The sequence below is a fragment of the Streptomyces sp. NPDC032822 genome (genome assembly GCF_055578825.1).
In genome coordinates this window covers 589,437-606,949 of record NZ_JBVIOL010000001.1, presented here as the reverse complement: position 1 = coordinate 606,949, position 17,513 = coordinate 589,437, and the positions used below count along the sequence as shown (strand labels likewise).

Sequence of the window (17,513 nt, the reverse complement as noted above, 5' to 3'; positions counted from 1 at the left end):
GTCACCTGTGGCTGCGCCAGGATGTCGGGAACACATAAGTATCTGGAGGGGAACCCAGAAATGAGCTACAACCAGCCGGGCCCGTACGGCGGGCAGCCCCAGCAGCCTGGACCGTACGGTCAGCCGGGCCCCTACGGCCAGCCGCCGCAGGGCCCGCCCGCCCAGCCCGGCTACGGGTACCCCCAGCAGGCCCCGCCGCCCGCCCAGCCGGGCTACGGCTACCCGGCGCAGCCGCCGCAGGGCGTACCGCCGCAGCAGCCGTACGGCCAGCCCCAGCCTCCGTACGGCGCGCAGCCGCCCTACGGCCAGGCCCCGTACGGGGTGCCGCAGCCGCCGGCGGGCGGGGGCGGCAAGAAGAAGACGGGCATCGTCATCGCCGCCGTCGCCGTGGTGGCCGCGATAGGCGTGGGCGCGTACTTCGTGGTCGGCGCGGGCGGTGGCGGCCTGGAGGACGACGGCGCGCACAAGCTGAGCACGCCGGCGACCGTGCTCTCCGAGTACTCCCGGGTCGGCAAGGGCGGCGAGAGCAGCGACTCGGACACCACCAAGTACCTCACGGCGAGCGGCATCAAGGACGGCAAGACCGTCGCCGCGCAGTACTCGACGGCCGACTTCAGCAAGTACGACCCGAACGACCCGAGCACGTTGCCGCAGCAGTCCGAGCTGCTGACCGCCAAGGGCGTCACGGTGCTGGGCGGGTACGGCGAGATCAAGGACCCGCAGGACGCCCTGGACAAGTACTTCGCCGCCATCACCAAGGAGATCTCGGACAGTTCCTCCGACTCCTCCACCAGTGGCAGGGCCGAGCTGGTCGGGCAGCCCGAGGAGGCCGACATCGACGGGGCGCTCATGAAGTGCCAGTCGGCGAAGAGCACCAACAACCTCACCAAGAAGGAGTCGACCGACTGGTTCTGCGTCTGGTCCGACTACAGCACGATCGCCATGGTCTCCCCCGGTGACAACACCAAGAGCATCACCAAGGACGCCGCGATCGACATGGCGAAGAGCGTCCGCGAGGAGATCCGCGTCAAGGCGTGACCCACGCCGTCCGCTTCAACCGCCGAGGGGCCCCGGTCAGTTGACCGGGGCCCCTCGGCGTGTGTGTCTCTGTTCGGCGTGCGCGGCTCCGTGCCGCTACGCCGTCTTCTGCTCGCCCGGTCCCCGGCCGCGCGCGTCCCTCGGGATCAGCGTCGGGTTCACGTTCGAGTGGACGACGTCCGCCGTGATGACGACCCGGGCCACGTCCTTGCGGGACGGGATCTCGTACATCACGCCCTGGAGGACTTCCTCCATGATGGCGCGCAGGCCACGGGCGCCGGTCTGGCGCAGGATGGCCTGGTCGGCGATGGCTTCGAGGGCCTCGCGCTCGAAGTCCAGCTCCACACCGTCGAGTTCGAAGAGGCGCTCGTACTGCTTGACGAGCGCGTTGCGCGGCTCGACCAGGATCTGGAGGAGGGCCTCGCGATCGAGGTTGTGGACCGAGGTGATGACCGGGAGACGGCCGATGAACTCGGGGATCATCCCGAACTTCACCAGGTCCTCGGGCATGACGGCCTCGAACTGGTCCTTCGCCTCGATCTCGCGCTTGGAGCGGATCGTGGCACCGAAGCCGATGCCCTTGGCGCCGGCCCTGGACTCGATGAGTTTCTCCAGGCCCGCGAAGGCACCACCCACGATGAACAGCACGTTCGTCGTGTCGATCTGGATGAACTCCTGGTGCGGGTGCTTGCGTCCGCCCTGGGGCGGGACCGAGGCCGTGGTGCCCTCCAGGATCTTCAGCAGGGCCTGCTGCACGCCCTCGCCGCTCACATCGCGGGTGATCGACGGGTTTTCGCTCTTACGGGCGACCTTGTCGATCTCGTCGATGTAGATGATCCCGGTCTCGGCCTTCTTGACGTCGTAGTCGGCCGCCTGGATCAGCTTGAGCAGGATGTTCTCGACGTCCTCGCCGACATAGCCGGCCTCCGTCAGCGCCGTCGCGTCGGCGATGGCGAACGGGACGTTCAGCATGCGCGCCAGGGTCTGGGCGAGGAGTGTCTTGCCGGAGCCCGTGGGGCCCAGCAGGAGGATGTTGGACTTCGCCAACTCGATGGCGTCCTCGCGGTTCTGACCGCCGCCGTTCTCGCCCGCCTGGACCCGCTTGTAGTGGTTGTACACCGCTACCGAGAGGGCCTTCTTGGCCGGCTCCTGGCCCACGACGTAGCCCTCTAGGAACTCGTAGATCTCGCGGGGCTTGGGGAGTTCCTCCCAGCGAACCTCGCTGGTCTCGGCCAGCTCCTCCTCGATGATCTCGTTGCAGAGGTCGATGCACTCGTCGCAGATGTAGACACCGGGCCCTGCGATGAGCTTCTTGACCTGCTTCTGGCTCTTGCCGCAGAACGAGCACTTGAGCAGATCGCCGCCGTCACCGATGCGTGCCACGGTGTGCTTCCCCTTCGCCTGGGAGACGCCTAGGTCCAGCGGCTCCTGGTGCTGCCTTATGTCCGACGGTACCTTGCCGAGCCCCCCGTTCGGGCCCCCCTTGGCACGGTTCACTTCGACGTGCGCTGTGTCGTGCACAACGGTGAACCGTGCCGAGGAGCGGCAGACGATACAGCGTCCGCCGTCAGCGCACGCTCGCGTTGTTCATCTTCCGGGTGGAGATGATCTGGTCGATCAGGCCGTACGCCAGGGCGTCATCGGCCGTGAGGATCTTGTCGCGCTCGATGTCCTCGCGGATCTTCTCGATCGGCGTGGTGGAGTGCTTGGCCAGCAGGTCTTCCAGCTGGGCACGCATCCGCAGGATCTCGTTCGCGGCGATTTCCAGGTCGGAGACCTGACCGCGGCCGGTCTCGCTGTAGGGCTGGTGGATCAGCACGCGGGCGTTCGGGAGCGCCATGCGCTTGCCGGGCGTACCGGCGGCCAGCAGGATGGCGGCGGCCGAGGCCGCCTGGCCCATGCAGACCGTCTGGACGTCGGGCTTCACGAACTGCATGGTGTCGTAGATCGCAGTGAGCGCCGTGAAGGAGCCGCCGGGGCTGTTGATGTAGACCGAGATGTCACGGTCGGGGTCCATCGACTCCAGGCACAGCAGCTGGGCCATGACGTCGTTGGCCGAGGCGTCGTCGATCTGGACGCCCAGGAAGATCACGCGCTCTTCGAAGAGCTTCGCGTACGGGTCGTACTCGCGGACACCCTGCGAGGTGCGCTCCACGAACCGCGGGATCACATACCGGGACTCGGCGGCCGGGGCCGTGTACTCGGCTCGCGTGCGCTCGTACAGGCCGCTGCCGGGGAAGTCGTTCACTGTCTCTCTCCTAGGGGCTGAGGCGGTCGGCTGGAGGCTTGCAGGGGGCCTCAGGCCCCGGTGCCGCCGCCGCCCGGCATGTTGGCGGCCGTCGTGATGACCTCGTCGATGAGGCCGTAGTCCCGGGCCTCGTCGGCGTCGAACCAGCGGTCCCGGTCGGAGTCGCGGGTGATCTGCTCCATGGTCTGGCCGGTGTGGAAGGACGTCAGCTCGGCCATGCGCTTCTTGGTGTGGAGCAGCCGCTCGGCGTGGATCTTGATGTCGGAGGCCGAGCCGGCCAGGCCGGCGGACGGCTGGTGGATCAGGATCTCGGCGTTCGGCAGCGCGAAGCGCTTGCCAGGAGTACCCGCGCTGAGCAGGAACTGACCCATGGAGGCGGCGAGGCCCATGGCGATCGTCACCACGTCGTTCTTGATGTACTGCATGGTGTCGTAGATCGCCATGCCGGCCGTGATCGAGCCGCCGGGGCTGTTGATGTAGAGGTAGATGTCCTTGTCCGGGTCTGCGGCAAGGAGCAGCAACTGTGCGGTGATCTTGTTCGCGATGTCGTCGTCGACCGGCTGGCCGAGGAAGATGATCCGCTCGTTGAGCAGCCGGTTGTAGACCTGGTCGCCGAGGCCACCACCGATGGAAGGCTCGCCGGCGGCGGAGGGCATCAGATTCGTCACGTATCCACCTGCTCGTCTTACGACGGCGCCGGGCCGTCTTCGCGTTTCCCTGCCGGGGGCCGTCCGGCGGTTCCGCCGACACCCCTGCCCCCGTACTCATGGACCCTAACGCGCGGGTCCCTCCGGAGAATCCCGGGAAGGCGGGTGTTCGCCGGGGGCGTAGCCGGTGCGGGTCCGTGCGGCTCGGGTGCCTGGTCGCCGTGGTGGTGCTCGCGGGTGGGCGGGCGCGGGTCGGGATGGTTGCCCGCGCCCCTGCGGCGGAGCCGCATATCGATACGGCCTCGCGCCCCTGGGTCGGCTGCGCCCGACGCGTGACAGAAGGGCCCCGGAGCGTGACGCCCCAGGGCCCTGCCGTTCACATCAGAGAGTGACGCGAGGCTCAGGCCTCGGTCTTCTCGCTCTTCTCCGCGGCCTGCTCGACGGCCTCGGTGGAGTCGGCGGTGGCCTCGGCGGCCTCCGTCTCCTCCTCGTCGTCGTCCAGGTCGACGACCTCGCCGTTGGTGTCCTTGACCGTGGCCTTCTCGACCACGACGGCCAGGGCCTTGCCGCGGGCGACCTCGCCGACGAGGAGCGGAACCTGACCGCCCTCGACGACCGCCTGCGCGAACTGGTCGGGCGACATGTTGGAGGAGGCCGCGCGCCGCATGAGGTGCTCGGTGAGCTCCTCCTGGTTGACGTTGAGCTTCTCCTGCTTGACGAGCTCGTCGAGGACGAACTGCGTCTTGATGCCCTTGACCGCGGCTTCCTTGGTCTCGGCGTCGAACTCCTCGGCCGTCTTGCCCTGGATCTCCAGGTACTTCTCCAGGTCGAGACCCATCTGGCCGAGCTGGTGGTGCTCCAGGTTGTGCTTGCGGGTGTTGATCTCGTCCTCGAGCAGCTTCTCGGGGACCGGGACCTCGACCAGTTCGAGCAGCTTCTCCAGGACGCGCTCCTGGGCCTGCGTGGCCTGGTCGTACTGCTTCATGTTCTCAAGGCGCTTGCGGCTGTCGGCCTTCAGCTCGTCGAGGGTGTCGAACTCGGAGGCGAGCTGCGCGAAGTCGTCGTCCAGCTCGGGCAGTTCGCGGGCGGCGACCTGGGTGACCTTGACGGTGACCTCGGCCTCCTTGCCGGCCGCCGAGCCGCCCTTGAGCTCGGAGGTGAAGGTGGTCTCGCCACCGGCCTCCAGGCCCTTCACGGCGTCGTCGATGCCTTCCAGCAGTTCGCCGGAGCCGATCGTGTAGGAGACGCCGCTGGCGACGCCGTCCTCCAGGATCTCGCCGTCGACCTTGGCCTCCAGGTCGATGGTGACGACATCGCCGTCCTCGGCGGCACGCTCGACCGGGGAGGTCGAGGCGAAGCGCTCACGGAGCTGCTCGACGGACTTGTCGAGGTCCTCGTCGCTGACCTCGACGGCGTCGACCTCGACCTCGATGCCGGAGAAGTCCGGGATCTCGATGGCGGGGCGGACGTCGACCTCGGCGGTGAAGTTCAGCGTCTCGCCGTCCTTCAGCTCGGTGATGTCGACCTCGGGCTGGCCCAGGACGTCGATCTCCGCCTCGTTGACGGCCTCGGTGTAGAACTTCGGGAGCGCGTCGTTGACCGCCTCCTCCAGCACCGCACCGCGGCCGAACCGCTGGTCGATGACGCGCGCCGGGATCTTGCCCTTCCGGAAGCCCTTCACCGTGACCTGCTGGTTGATCTTCTTGTACGCCGCGTCGAGGCTGTCCTTGAGCTCCTCGAAGGGCACCTCGATGCTGAGCCGAACCCGGGTCGGGTTCAGGGTCTCCACGGCGCTCTTCACGGTTCGGTCTCCTTGGGGGCTGACATCTTGGTTTCTGCCGGAGCCAGACCGGCTCCGGCGGACTTAGCCGCCCGGAGGACTTCAGAAGGAGAGACACACGGGCGTGCAGCTTGCATAGTAACGGCAGCGGCGACACGCCCCAAAGGCGATCACGTCGGACGCTCACGCGAAGGGGATCGCGCGCGGTGACCGGCCGTGGCCGGTACGTGGTCGGGGTGGCGGGATTTGAACCCACGGCCTTCCGCTCCCAAAGCGGACGCGCTACCAAGCTGCGCCACACCCCGTCTGGTGCGACACGTAGGGTACATGCCCGCAGGCAGCGAGGTTGCCGGATTCAACGGGTGTGCGTCGACCGCACCGGACCCGCTACGATGCCTGCAGTACCGCGGTCGTCCGACCTGCGGCGCGTGCTGTGCGGGCGTAGCTCAATGGTAGAGCCCTAGTCTTCCAAACTAGCTACGCGGGTTCGATTCCCGTCGCCCGCTCCATACAGGCCTCCGGCCCGGTCCTTCGAGGATCGGGCCGGAGGTCTTTGTGCTGCGGGGTACCTGGTCGCGGGGTACCTAGAACTGGATCGAGTTGATGGTCTCGGCTATCGAGTTCAGGAAGCGCTGGATGTCGTCGGCCATGCCGGTCGAGGCGAGGAAGAAGCCGAAGAGGACCGCGACGACGGCTGGTCCCGCCTTCAGGGAGCCGCCGCGGATCAACACCACCAGGATGATCGCCAACAGCAGCACCACAGACAGTGAAATGGCCACAACTGATCACACCCTTGGTCGGTCCGCTCTCCCGGCCCGGGGACGCGACCGTGCGCACCCCGCCAGGACCATCGTGCCACCAATGGGGGCCGCATATGCGCCGCGTGACACAACGTTGGCGACTTCGGCACACGCGGCGGACGCGGACGGGTGCGCGGGCGGCCCGACGAGGGGCACCCGCACAGCAATTCGAGCGTGCACCCGCACAGGGAATTCAGGGGTTCGTTCCGTTGTCCGCACAACGCGTTCGCAACTAATGCGAATTGACGTCACAGACACGCCGACATCCCCACGGAAGGCCCCTCAAAGCCGCCTTATGCCCTGCTTAGTCGGCATGAATCCAGACAAGACGGTCTCGGCGACCTGTGTCGGTCATCACGTGGATGAGGACGTCAACTCCCGGGAAAGGCGGGTACTCGAAGGCATTAACCAGTAATGACGTGGAGAGTTTTACGAAAACCCACAGCCAAGGCTAGGGTGCCTCAGATGTTCCCCGCCGCCTCGTCCCCCACAAGCGCAGCGAGGTCGCTGCGACCGCACGGCCAGAACCGGGCGCCGAGCCCGCGCTCGTCGCAGGACACCAGACCCGCCGCTTCCGGCGGCCGGCCCGGCAAGCAGCGCGACGCGTTCTTCGACAACGCCAAGTACCTGGCGATCGTGCTGGTGGCGATCGGCCACTCCTGGGAGCCGCTCAAGGGCGACAGCCGGATCCTGGAAAGCGCGTACACGGTGGTGTACGCCTTCCACATGCCGGCGTTCATCATCATCTCCGGCTTCTTCTCGCGCAGTTTCGACATGCGCGCGGACCGGCTGCAACGACTGATCACCGGCGTCGCGGTGCCGTACATCCTCTTCGAGACCGCCTACTCGCTCTTCAAGCGGTACGGCGACCACGCGCCGGAGCAGGAGATCAGCCTCCTGGATCCCTGGTATCTGACCTGGTTCCTGGCCGCGTTGTTCGTCTGGCGGCTGACCACGCCGATCTGGAAGGTGGTGCGGTGGCCGCTGCCGCTGGCGCTGGCCATCGCGATGCTGGCGTCCCTCAGTTCGGACATCGGTGACGACCTGGACCTTCAGCGGGTGCTGCAGTTCCTGCCGTTCTTCGTGCTCGGCCTGGTCCTGAAGCAGGAGCACTTCCGGCTGGTGCGCCGGCGTTCGGTGCGGATCCTGTCGGTCCCGGTGTTCGCGACGGCGCTGGTGGTCGGCTGGTGGGCGGCACCCCGGATGGCCACCGGGTGGTTCTACCACCGTGACTCCGCGCAGGAGTTGGGCGCGCCCTGGTGGACCGGTCCGATCATGGTCCTCGCCCTGTTCGGCTGCTCGCTGCTGCTGACGGCCTGCTTCTTCTCCTGGGTGCCGGGGCGGCGGATGTGGTTCACCACGCTCGGCGCGGGCACGCTGTACGGCTATCTGCTGCACGGCTTCCTGATCAAGGGCGGCGACTTCTGGGGCTGGTTCGAGCACCCCTGGCTGCACCGGCCGCTCGGCGAGATCTTCGTGAGCGTCTGTGCCGCCGCCGTCGTGACCCTGCTGTGCACCGCTCCGGTGCGCCGGGTCTTCCGGTTCTCGATGGAGCCGTCGATGGAGTGGGCCTTCAAGCGGGACTCCCTCGAAGTGGCCCGCGGACGCGGGCAGCACGAGAAGCCCCCCGTGCGGGAGAAGGCCTCGGTGAGCTGAGGCGACCGTGTGTGTGACCGGGCCCCCCACCGCCGCGCGGTGGGGGGCCCGGTCGTTCTCGGGGAGGCCCTAGGCGCCCTTGAGGTGCCTCATCAGGCGTTCGAAGTCCTGCCAGCCCGACAGGTCCGACGGGTCGCCCGGCAGCGGGTAGTACAGCGCCGGACGGGTCCTCGGGCCCAGTTCGCGCGGGGACTCGGCGAGCGGGGTGCGGCGGGCCCGGTCGCCGGGCATCTCGCGGACCTCCTCGGCGCCCAGCACGAACGCGAACGGCACGCCGGGGCCCTCGAAGCACGGCGGGACGGACAGGTCCCGGCGGGCGCGGCGCACCTGCACCAGCATGGACTGCAGGTCGTGCCGGGTGGCGAGGACCTCGGCGGCACTCTGCACGGCCTCCGTGGGCAGTTGCTCGCCGGGGCCGTAGCCGAACGCCATGGTGACGTCCTCCTCGACACCGCCCTTGGTCCGGGTGACGCGGACGGTCGCGATGCCCGGGCGCTCCGGTGTGCCGACGACGACCAGCCAGGTCGGGGCGGGCGCGCGCTCGTAGGCCACGTCGGTCAACTGCCGTAGCGACCACGGGAGGTTGGCGGGTTCCTCGGTGCCCCAGCCGGCCGGCGCCTCGCCGGTGATCTCCCGCCACACGGCCTCCACGGCGCCGCCGAGCACGAGGCGGTCGTCGGCCGGGTGGACGGTGCGGAAGGAGATGGCCAGCTGGCGTTCGCCGGTGTCCCGGCCGCCCTCCTGGAAGGTGGCGGCGACCGGGGTGCGCGGGTCCTCGCGGGTCGCGTCCGGGGGCACGACCGTGACGAAGAGGCCGTTGTTCCACTCCAGGACGGCTCCGGACAGGCCGTCGTAGTAGCCGTCCCGTTCGTCCTGGACGACCCAGCGCGAGGGCCAGCCCGGCAGGTTGGAGCGGACCGCCGGGGAGAGGCGGGTGCCGGCGGGGGTGACGATCTGGAGGCCGAGTTCGGCGTTGGCGGCGGCCCGGAAGGCGTCCGCGAGCCAGGCGGTCATCGCGACCACCGGACGGTCCTGGATGACGACGGCGACCTTGTCGGTGAGGACGTCCACCGCGGGCTGGGCGGCGGCCGGGACCGGCGCCGCGCTCATCCCGTCGGTGTTGACGACGGCCAGCGACCAGGCGACCTCGGGCGGCCAGGCGGTGCCGCCGACCAGGGTGGCCAGCCGGGCGGCGAAGGTGCCGGCGAGCTGCTCGGCCTCCTTCACGCCGGTCGTGGCGCGGGCCTCGGTCCACCAGTACGGCACCTCGGGCGCGCTGGCCCCGAGCAGCCGCTCCGCCTCGCCCCTGACCTGCACGAGCAGCGGTGCCTCGACGGAGACGAGCGGGCGGCCCTGCTCGTCGCAGAGCTGCACCACCGCGCCCTCGCCCTCGGAACCGACGAGTCGGTCCGGGCCGCCGGACAGGAGCCCCGCGATCACGCTGAGGGGGTCGGGCATCTTCTTCGTAAGGGTGATGACGTCCTTCGTCATGGATTCACCTGGTCCCCGCGTAGACGGTCTGGATCAGCCGGCTCGGCTGGCCCCTGCGGACGAGCACACCGCGGCCGGGCGGCTGGGTGCTCGCGTACACGCCGGGGAAGAGCTGGCCCTCGCTGCGGTCGCCCGACATCACCAGCGCCGAGGAGCCGGACTCGCGCAGGCCCTGGAACATCGGCTCGTACAGGCCGCGGGAGGCGCCCGCGACCCGGCGGGTCAGGATGAAGTGCAGGCCGATGTCGACCGCCGAGGGGATGTACGGCACGAAGGGTGCCAGCGGCTGCTGTCCCGCGGTGGTGAGGACGTCGTAGTCGTCGACGAGGATCACGATCCGCGGTCCGGAGAAGCTGCCCGGTTCCAGGTCCTCGCTGTCCGCGCTCTCGTCGGGCAGCCGCTTCTCCAGTTCGCCCGCGATGCCCGCGGCGAGGCCGGCGGCGAGCTTGGAGTTGTAGGCGTAGCCGCCCCGGTACTCCTCCGGGATGGCGCCGCGCAGTCCGCGCCGCGGGTCGAAGACGCCGAAGACCAGCTCGTCCTCGCTGTAGCGCTCGATCAGCCCCTGGGTGACCACCTTGAGCAGGTTGGTCTTGCCGCACTCGCTGTCGCCCATGATCATCAGGTGCTGGTCGTGGTGGAACAGGTCGAGCAGCACCGGGGCCAGGTGGGTCTGGTCCAGGCCGACGGGGACGCGGCGCGGCTCGCTCGCCGGGCCGGGCAGCAGTTCCGGCTCCAGGACGTGCGGCAGCACCCGTACCGGCTGGGCGACCTCGCCGGTCCAGGTGGCGCGGAGCTGGCGGGCGGTGCGCTCCAGGACCGCGCCGAGGTCGCCGGTGTCGGCGAGGCCGTCGGTGCGGGGCAGAGCGACCTGGGCGAACAGCTTGCCGTCGGTGAGGACGCGGCCCTTCTCCTCCGGTGCGAGGGTCTGGGCGAGCTTGCGCTCGATGCTGGACTCGCTGGGGTCGTTCAGGCGCAGCTCGACCCGGGTGCCGAACTGGGACTGGGTGGCGATGCGCACGTCGTTCCAGCGGAGCATGCCGGCGACGACGTGGATGCCGTAGCCGCCGCCGCGCTTGAGGATGTCGATGACCGAGTCGTCGAGGTTCTCGAAGTCGTCGCGCAGGGCGCCGAAGCCGTCGATGAGCAGCACGATCTCGGTGGAGGCCAGCTCGGGCACCTGGCCCGCGGCGCGCAGGGTGCGCAGTTGTTCCAGCGAGTCGATGTTGTGGATGCGGAAGAGCTCCTCGCGCTGGTCGAGCATGGCGCGTACGGAGTCGATGGTGCGGGCGGCGCGCTCGCGGTCGGCGCGGCCGGCGACCCCGCCGACGTGCGGCAGCCCCGCCAGGGCCTGCAGACCGCCGCCGACGAGGTCGAGGCCGTAGATGCCGACCTCCTGCGGGGTGTGCGTCAGGGCCAGCGAGAGGGCCAGGGAGCGCAGCAGGGTGGTCTTGCCGGACTGCGGGCCGCCGATGATCGCCGCGTGGCCGCCGGACAGGGTGAGGTCCAGGTACCACTGGCCCTGCTGCTGCTTGGTGGGGTCGTCGATGATGCCCAGCGGCACCTGGAGCGGGCCGCGCCGCTTGGCGAGCTGCAGGCCGCGCGGGCCGACCTCCACGGGTCCGGCGACCTTGTCGAGGGGGACGGCGGCGGGCAGCGGGGGCAGCCAGATCTGGCGGACCGGGCGGGAGCCGGCGTTCTCCAACTGGTCGATGAGTACGCCCAGTTGGGTGGGGCCGGTCTCCCGGCGCCGCATCTTCGGCTCGTCCGGCGCCGAACTCCCGTCGTCGCCGAGGGTGTTGTACGCCTCGTACGCCAGGGCCAGCGGACCGGTGTCCTCCTCCTCGCGCTGCACGGGCCCGCTGTAGGCGCCCGAGACATAGCTGGCCTTGAACCGCTCGTAGTGGCTGGTGTCGACCTTGAGGTAGCCGAAGCCTGGCAGCGGGGGCAGGTGGAAGGCGTCCGTGGTGTCCAGGACCGTACGGGACTCGTCGGCGGAGAAGGTGCGCAGGCCGAGCCGGTACGACAGATAGGTGTCCAGGCCCTTGAGCTTGCCGCCCTCGATGCGCTGGCTGGAGAGCAGCAGGTGGACGCCGATGGAGCGGCCGATGCGGCCGATGGACAGGAACAGGTCGATGAAGTCGGGCTTGGCGGTGAGGAGTTCACCGAACTCGTCGATCACCACGAAGAGGTGCGGCAGCGGGTCCAGGTCGGGGCGCTTGTCCGCGCGCAGGGCGGCGTAGTGGCCGATGTCGGCGACGTTGCCCGCGTTCTTGAGGACCTGCTGGCGGCGCTTGACCTCGCCGGCCAGCGAGGCGTGCACGCGCTCGACGAGGCCGGCCTGGTTCTCCAGGTTGGTGATGACGCCGGCGACGTGCGGAAGGTCCGCGAAGGGGGCGAAGGTGGCGCCGCCCTTGTAGTCGACGAGGACCAGGGCGAGGTCCTCCGGCGGATGGGTGGCGACCAGGGCGAGGACCAGGGTGCGCAGCAGTTCGGACTTGCCGGAGCCGGTGGCGCCGACGCACAGGCCGTGCGGGCCCATGCCCAGTTCGGAGGACTCCTTGAGGTCGAGCAGCACGGGCTCGTGGGAGTCGCTGATGCCGATGGGGACGCGCAGGAAGGCGCGTTCGCCGCGGGGCGCCCACATCCGGTTCAGGTCGAGGCCGGCGACGTCGTCGATGCCGAGGAGTTCGGCGAAGTCGACGGGGCCGGTGAGGGGTGCGTCGACCATCGACTCGGCGGACAGCCGCAGCGGGGCGAGCATCCGGGCGAGGCCCTCGGCGAAGGGGATGCCGATCTCGTCGACGGTGCCGTGGGCGCTGATCGGCTCCGGCATGCGCAGGTCCTCGATGAGGATCCGCTCGCCGTCGACGGTGATCCGCACCCCCACGCTGCCGGGCTCCTGGATCCGCTGGTCGAGGAGGTGCAGCACGGTGATGCTCATGTCCCGCAGACCGACCGCGTCGTCCGGGCGGGGCAGGTCGACGGCGTCGTCGCCGTGGCCGTCCGCGACGACCAGCAGCCGGGACGTCATGGACAGGGCGTCCTTGCCGGACAGGCCGCGGCGCACCTCGGCCGCGTAGGAGGCGCGGCGGCGCAGCTCGGGGCCGATCTGGCGGGCGAGTTGGGGCAGCGAGGGAGCGATGCGGCGGGCGGCGACGGGGCCGTCGAACTGCTCGGTGTCGAGCAGGTGGGGCAGCCACTTGGCCCACTCCCAGTCGCCGATCCGGTCGCCGGGCGCGGCCAGCGCCATGGCCACGTCGTCGGGCGCGTGGGTCGCGGCGGCCTGGACGAGGAGGGCGCGGGCCACGCGGAGGGTGTCCTCGCGGCTGCCGATGACGCTGATGTTGCCGACCCGGTCGAGCGGGACGGTGAGCGGGAGTTCGGTGCCGACGGTGAAGCGGGACACCAGCGCGGACGCCTCGTTCAGCATGAACTGGTCGGGCGGGGTCAGCACGGAGGAGCTCTGCTGGCCCACCCTGAGGTCCCGCACGGGCATCTCGCCGGTCCCGACGCGGACCCGCAGGAAGTCGGCGTCCATCCGGCGCCGCTCCCACAGCCGGGCCGGGTCGCGCACGATGTCGTAGAGCGCGTTCGGCGGCGGGTTGAGGACGCCCGTGCTCTCGCGCCGCTCGCGCTCCTCCTTGGACAGTTCCTCCCGGGTGTCCTCCAGGTAGGAGAGGTAGGCCTCGCGCTGGGTGCGGCGGGTGCGCTGGGCCTTCCCCCGCTGGGAGAAGAGCATCGCCATGGAGCCGACGATGGTGACCACGAGGATGATCGCGCCCAGCCCGGCGAACTGGCTGTTGCGCACGACGGTCATCATCACGACGGACGACATCACACCGGCGACGGGCAGCAGCGAGCTCGCGATGGAACCCGACTTGCCGTCGGGCAGGTTGGGCGGCGCCTCAATGGTGCGGGACTCCGGGGAGGCCGGGGGCCGGGTGGTGCGGGCCGGCCGGTGGATCAGTCGGGTGGTCATCGTCCTTGCCTCGTCCTCAGTGGGCTTCTGGTTCCCTCCGTGCGGGGAATGGCTCAGCGGCTCTTCTGGGAGAGCTGGAAGACCTCCGCGGCCAGCCGGGTGGCGGCCTCCCGGGTGTCCCGCGCGAGCAGGTCGGTGCGGATCGTGCCCCCGGCCGCCAGGTGCCGGTCGTACGGCAGGATCCGGACACTGGCCCCGGTCGCCTTCAACTGCTCGGCGGCCTTCTCCAGATCGACGCCGGCGTGCGGCACGGTCTCGGTGAGCACGACGACCGTCGTGGTGGTGATGTCCCGGGGCAGTCCGCGCATCCACTGCAGGACGGCGTGCGTGCTGGCGACGCCCTCCAGGGTGGCGGGCACGGTGAGGATGCGGGCCTGGGCGGCGGAGAGCGCGGTGCGGGCGACCTCGGCGGGCATCGTCTCGCAGTCGACGACGGTCACCCCGAAGTAGCGGCGCATCGACACCATGACCCGCTCGTACGCCCTGGTGTCCAGCATGGCCCCGACCTGCCCCTGACTGCCGGGCAACAGCCAGGCGTTGTCGGGAAGTTGGACCAGGTAGCCGGTCACTTCGAGGAGCGACATCTGCGGCTGGACGACATCGGCGAGGTCACCGGTGGTCCAGCGCAGGGTCTCCGCGCCGAGCCGCAGCGGCAGCGAGCCGAGCGCCGGGTCGGCCTCGATGACGAGGGTCGGGTCCTGGCGGTAGTGGGCGTACGTGGTGCCGAGCAGGGCGGCGATCGTCGTCTTGCCGGAGCCGCCGCGAATCGAGGTCACCGCGATCTGCCGGCCGGTGGTGACCGGCTGCTGGAGCACCTCGGCGGTCGCGGTGGTCTCGGCGACCTCGCGCGCGGCCGAGGAGGACACGGTCCGGCGTACGGCCCGCAGGGCGCGGGCACTGAACGACTCCCCGTGCCGCGGCCCCCGGCCGGCCGAGGCGATCCGCTTGTCGACGACCGGGCGGGAGTCGGGGGTGGCGCGGGGGGAACGGGCCCGGGGCGCGGGGGCGTGGGCCTGCTGCGGGGCCGCCGCCTGGGGCTGGGGCTGCGCCTGGGCGGGGTACGCCTGCTGGGGCTGGGGCTGCGCCTGATGAGGCTGGGCGTAGGCGGCGGCCTGGTCGCCGTAGGGCTGGTGGGGCTGTTGTGGCTGCTGCGCCTGCGGCTGGGCGTACGGCTGCTGCTGTCCGTGCTGCCCCTGCTGTCCCGGGGCCGGGTAGCCATAGCCCTGCTGCGGGTAGCCGTACGGCTGCTGCGGCTGGGCCGGGTCGGCCTGTTGCGGGTAGCCGTACGCCGGTGCCGGGCCGTGCGGCGGGACGTTCGGCCCGGGCGCGCCCGGCTGCTGGGGCTGGGCGCCCGGCTGCTGTTCCCCCTGCTGGGCGGCCTGCTGTGGCTGCGCGCCCGGTTGGGGGGCACGCCGCTGGGCCGCGCCACCCTTCAGGTCGCGCAGCACATCGCTCTGCCAGTTGTCCCCGCTCGACATGTCGCCCTTCTCTCCTGCTACGCCTCAGAACTTGTTGAGCAGTTGCCCGTAGATGCCGAACGCCCCGATGGCGAGCGGGAAGAGGCCGATCACTCCGAGGGACTCGATCAGGTCGGCGAACCTGCGCAGCCGGACCTGGACGTGCTCCGGCGGCTCCACCGCGAGGACCATCAGCGGCAGCAGCGCCGCCGCGGCAAGGAGGACGAGCGCGCCGGCCCCTCCCGTGTGATCCAGCCACAGCACCGCGAGCCGGACGACGAGCAGCGCCGCCGCCCCGAAGAGCGCCACGACCTCGGCGACCAGCGGAAAGGCGCGGGCCCTGGAGAGCAGCACGACGGCGGTGAGCGAGGCGAGGCCCACCGTCCAGACGGTCGGCTCCTTCGCGGCGGTCAGCAGCCAGCCGCCCGCGGCGGCCGAGGCGGCGGTGACCACGGTGGCGAGGGCGAGCCCGCGGTGGGTGGCGGCGAGGGCGTTGGCGACCTCGTGCCGGCTCACCGAGGTGCCCGAGGACCGCTTGTCGTCGAGTGCGGTGAGCCCCGAGGCCATCAGCGCGAACCGCGGCAGCAGCCCGAGCAGGATCACGGAGACCACGGCCATCACGGCCCCGATCCGGTCCGGCCGGTCCTGTACGGCGGCGACCGCCTCCCACAGCGCGGCCACGCCGACGATCGCGCCGGCCCCGATCAGTCCGCCGCGGCCGAGCGGCGAACAGTAGGCGAGCAGCACGAGCGTGAGCACCAGCGCCCCGGCGACCCCGGCCAGCCGGGCCGTGCCGGACCAGTCGTAGGCGTCGGCGGCGGTCCAGGCGGTCAGCGCGCCGAGCCCGCCGGAGGCGAGCAGCAGTGCGGTGGCCAGGGCCCGGTTGCCCTCGCCGATCTTCGCCATCGCGGCACCGGCGGCCAGGAACAGCACGGTGACGAGCGCGAGCCCGGTGGCGACCGACTCCAGCGCGAACTCGCGCCGGGCCAGCAGCGCCGCGATCACGGCGAACACGATGGTGGCCACACCGGCGGCGATCCGGCGTACCGAGGGACGCCAGCGCCAGCCGCGCAGATCGAGGTCGTCGGCGACCTGGTCGGTCACATCGTGCACGACCGGGGCCGGCGGTGCGGCGTGGGCCCGGACGAGACGCAGCACCGCGCCGTCGGGGACCTCGGCCGACGACAGCGTGGCGTCGTGCGGCAGCGCGGATCCGTCGGAGGTGATCAGCTGCCGGGTGGTCGGCCGGGCCGCGGCCCGGTCGTCCAGCAACTGCAGTATGTCGGGGAGCAGTTGGCCGATCGGGGTGTCCGAAGGCAGCACGATGTCGGCTCGTCGCCGCTCACCGATCAGAGTGACCCTGCTGAGCTGGGTCCGGAACGAAGTTGCTGTGCTCACCACTCACCGGAACCTATCATCGCGTCGTTTCGGCCATCGGCGTTCACTGACATGAGCACGCCTGCCATGCACACCCTGTTCACTGCTTCTCCGCACCCTTGTCTCCGGCCCCGCCCGGGGAGGCGCTGGGCGTCGGGTCGTACAGCTGCTCCTGCTGCTGTTGCTGCTTGTTCTGCTCGGCCTTCTGCTTCGCCAGGGTCGCCTGGAGGAAGGACCAGCCGACGCAGCCGGCGCACAGCACGGCCGCGATGGCGATGCCGGCGAACATCTTGCCGAAGCGCTCGTCCGCCGTCCGCCGTGCGCGCTGTGCGCCGAACAGCAGCGCGTCCCGCATCCGGCGCCGGCGCACCGCCACCGACTCCAGCAGTTGGCTGTCGTAGTCCCGTGACATTCAGTCGTCCTGTGTAGGGGTGTACGTGGGGGCTGGATACCCGGCGGAACATCCGGGGGATGTCCGAGGGGATGCCTGAGTGGATGTCCAAGGGGGATCAGTCGCCCGGGGCGAGGCCGAGGCGTTGCCGCATCGCGGCGTACTTCTGTGTGAGCCGGCGGGCCGTGTGCTCGTCGAGTACGGCGAGACGGCCCGGGTCGGCGTTGTGCGCGAGGTCGGCCGCCTTCACGAGCCGGGCGCCCGGAGTGGACAGGATCCGGCTCGCGTACGCCTCCTGCTCCTCGTCCGGCCGCTTGGTCATGGCCCATACGACGTCCTTGGTGCGCTGCGACAGCGCGGCGTCGTCCAGCCACTGCGCGCTGAGCACACCGTCCTCCAGGGCGTCGTGCAGCCAGGCGGCGGCGACCAGCTCGTCACCCCCGCCACGCGCCCGCACGCCCTCGGCGACGGCCGACAGATGCTCGGCGTAAGGCCGTCCGGCCTTGTCCGTCTGCCCGGCGTGCGCGGCACGGGCGACGGCCTCCACCTCGCTGAGACTCATCTCCTGCGGCATCCAGCTCCCCCTGACTTCGCTTCCGCAACATAAGACATGCACGCGCCACCCGTACAGCCGGGGTGCGAGAGCCTC

At 70.5% G+C, this 17,513-nt stretch carries 13 protein-coding genes and 2 tRNA genes; 3 read left to right on the top strand and 12 right to left on the bottom strand.

The window, feature by feature from the left end:
- Window positions 1-60 precede the first annotated feature (60 nt).
- Window positions 61-1,038 carry a hypothetical protein gene (locus ACZ5VD_RS02965; RefSeq protein WP_468550352.1) on the top strand — a complete coding sequence of 326 codons (978 nt, stop codon included), beginning with the start codon at window positions 61-63 and terminating at the stop codon, window positions 1,036-1,038.
- Between the two features lie 96 nt (window positions 1,039-1,134).
- Here ACZ5VD_RS02965 and clpX read toward each other — a convergent pair whose 3' ends face one another.
- The 5 genes from clpX to ACZ5VD_RS02940 form a co-directional block, all read right to left on the bottom strand.
- A complete protein-coding gene (gene clpX, locus ACZ5VD_RS02960) occupies window positions 1,135-2,421 on the bottom strand; it encodes an ATP-dependent Clp protease ATP-binding subunit ClpX (protein WP_468550353.1) in 1,287 nt (428 codons plus the stop codon).
- Window positions 2,422-2,605: 184 nt separating this feature from the next.
- Window positions 2,606-3,286 carry an ATP-dependent Clp protease proteolytic subunit gene (locus ACZ5VD_RS02955; RefSeq protein ID WP_468550354.1) on the bottom strand — a complete coding sequence of 227 codons (681 nt, stop codon included), beginning with the start codon at window positions 3,284-3,286 and terminating at the stop codon, window positions 2,606-2,608.
- 50 nt (window positions 3,287-3,336) lie between these two features.
- The gene (locus tag ACZ5VD_RS02950; protein WP_468550611.1) at window positions 3,337-3,942 is read right to left on the bottom strand and encodes an ATP-dependent Clp protease proteolytic subunit; all 606 of its coding nucleotides are present in this window, start codon (window positions 3,940-3,942) and stop codon (window positions 3,337-3,339) included.
- Between the two features lie 391 nt (window positions 3,943-4,333).
- On the bottom strand, window positions 4,334-5,734 hold the full coding sequence (tig, locus tag ACZ5VD_RS02945; protein ID WP_468550355.1) for a trigger factor: 1,401 nt from the start codon (window positions 5,732-5,734) through the stop codon (window positions 4,334-4,336).
- Between the two features lie 207 nt (window positions 5,735-5,941).
- Window positions 5,942-6,018: transfer RNA gene (locus ACZ5VD_RS02940), tRNA-Pro, on the bottom strand.
- Between the two features lie 130 nt (window positions 6,019-6,148).
- On the opposite strand from ACZ5VD_RS02940, the gene ACZ5VD_RS02935 reads away from it, so the two are divergent.
- Window positions 6,149-6,222 (top strand) — tRNA-Gly (locus tag ACZ5VD_RS02935).
- Between the two features lie 75 nt (window positions 6,223-6,297).
- Here the strand turns inward: ACZ5VD_RS02935 and ACZ5VD_RS02930 are convergent.
- A complete protein-coding gene (locus tag ACZ5VD_RS02930; RefSeq protein ID WP_030044846.1) occupies window positions 6,298-6,492 on the bottom strand; it encodes a hypothetical protein in 195 nt (64 codons plus the stop codon).
- A 486-nt stretch (window positions 6,493-6,978) separates the two neighbouring features.
- Between ACZ5VD_RS02930 and ACZ5VD_RS02925 the strand changes: the two genes are divergently transcribed.
- Complete coding sequence (locus tag ACZ5VD_RS02925) at window positions 6,979-8,169, top strand: acyltransferase family protein (RefSeq protein WP_468550356.1); 1,191 nt, start codon at window positions 6,979-6,981, stop codon at window positions 8,167-8,169.
- Between the two features lie 69 nt (window positions 8,170-8,238).
- On the opposite strand, the gene ACZ5VD_RS02920 is transcribed toward ACZ5VD_RS02925, so the two are convergent.
- From ACZ5VD_RS02920 to ACZ5VD_RS02895, 6 genes are all read right to left on the bottom strand, one after another.
- A complete protein-coding gene (locus tag ACZ5VD_RS02920) occupies window positions 8,239-9,660 on the bottom strand; it encodes a DUF6177 family protein (RefSeq protein ID WP_468550357.1) in 1,422 nt (473 codons plus the stop codon).
- Between the two features lie 4 nt (window positions 9,661-9,664).
- On the bottom strand, window positions 9,665-13,639 hold the full coding sequence (eccCa, locus tag ACZ5VD_RS02915) for a type VII secretion protein EccCa (protein ID WP_468550358.1): 3,975 nt from the start codon (window positions 13,637-13,639) through the stop codon (window positions 9,665-9,667).
- A 53-nt stretch (window positions 13,640-13,692) separates the two neighbouring features.
- Window positions 13,693-15,117, bottom strand: coding sequence for a MinD/ParA family ATP-binding protein (locus ACZ5VD_RS02910; RefSeq protein WP_468680398.1), 1,425 nt, complete (start codon window positions 15,115-15,117; stop codon window positions 13,693-13,695).
- 24 nt (window positions 15,118-15,141) lie between these two features.
- Window positions 15,142-16,497 carry a type VII secretion integral membrane protein EccD gene (eccD, locus tag ACZ5VD_RS02905; RefSeq protein ID WP_468550360.1) on the bottom strand — a complete coding sequence of 452 codons (1,356 nt, stop codon included), beginning with the start codon at window positions 16,495-16,497 and terminating at the stop codon, window positions 15,142-15,144.
- 76 nt (window positions 16,498-16,573) lie between these two features.
- Window positions 16,574-16,885, bottom strand: a complete 312-nt coding sequence (locus ACZ5VD_RS02900; protein ID WP_468550361.1) for a hypothetical protein — start codon at window positions 16,883-16,885, stop codon at window positions 16,574-16,576.
- A gap of 97 nt (window positions 16,886-16,982) precedes the next feature.
- The gene (locus ACZ5VD_RS02895) at window positions 16,983-17,426 is read right to left on the bottom strand and encodes an HD domain-containing protein (RefSeq protein WP_468550362.1); all 444 of its coding nucleotides are present in this window, start codon (window positions 17,424-17,426) and stop codon (window positions 16,983-16,985) included.
- Window positions 17,427-17,513 lie beyond the last annotated feature (87 nt).

What these genes read in the sequence shown, in the direction of transcription:
- eccCa (WP_468550358.1), bottom strand. Translation starts at nt 13,639, where the DNA reads ATGACCACCCGACTGATCCACCGGCCGGCCCGCACCACCCGGCCCCCG.
- ACZ5VD_RS02925 (WP_468550356.1), top strand. Translation starts at nt 6,979, where the DNA reads ATGTTCCCCGCCGCCTCGTCCCCCACAAGCGCAGCGAGGTCGCTGCGA.
- ACZ5VD_RS02895 (WP_468550362.1), bottom strand. Translation starts at nt 17,426, where the DNA reads ATGAGTCTCAGCGAGGTGGAGGCCGTCGCCCGTGCCGCGCACGCCGGG.
- ACZ5VD_RS02920 (WP_468550357.1), bottom strand. Translation starts at nt 9,660, where the DNA reads ATGACGAAGGACGTCATCACCCTTACGAAGAAGATGCCCGACCCCCTC.
- ACZ5VD_RS02910 (WP_468680398.1), bottom strand. Translation starts at nt 15,117, where the DNA reads ATGTCGAGCGGGGACAACTGGCAGAGCGATGTGCTGCGCGACCTGAAG.
- ACZ5VD_RS02900 (WP_468550361.1), bottom strand. Translation starts at nt 16,885, where the DNA reads ATGTCACGGGACTACGACAGCCAACTGCTGGAGTCGGTGGCGGTGCGC.
- ACZ5VD_RS02965 (WP_468550352.1), top strand. Translation starts at nt 61, where the DNA reads ATGAGCTACAACCAGCCGGGCCCGTACGGCGGGCAGCCCCAGCAGCCT.
- ACZ5VD_RS02950 (WP_468550611.1), bottom strand. Translation starts at nt 3,942, where the DNA reads ATGCCCTCCGCCGCCGGCGAGCCTTCCATCGGTGGTGGCCTCGGCGAC.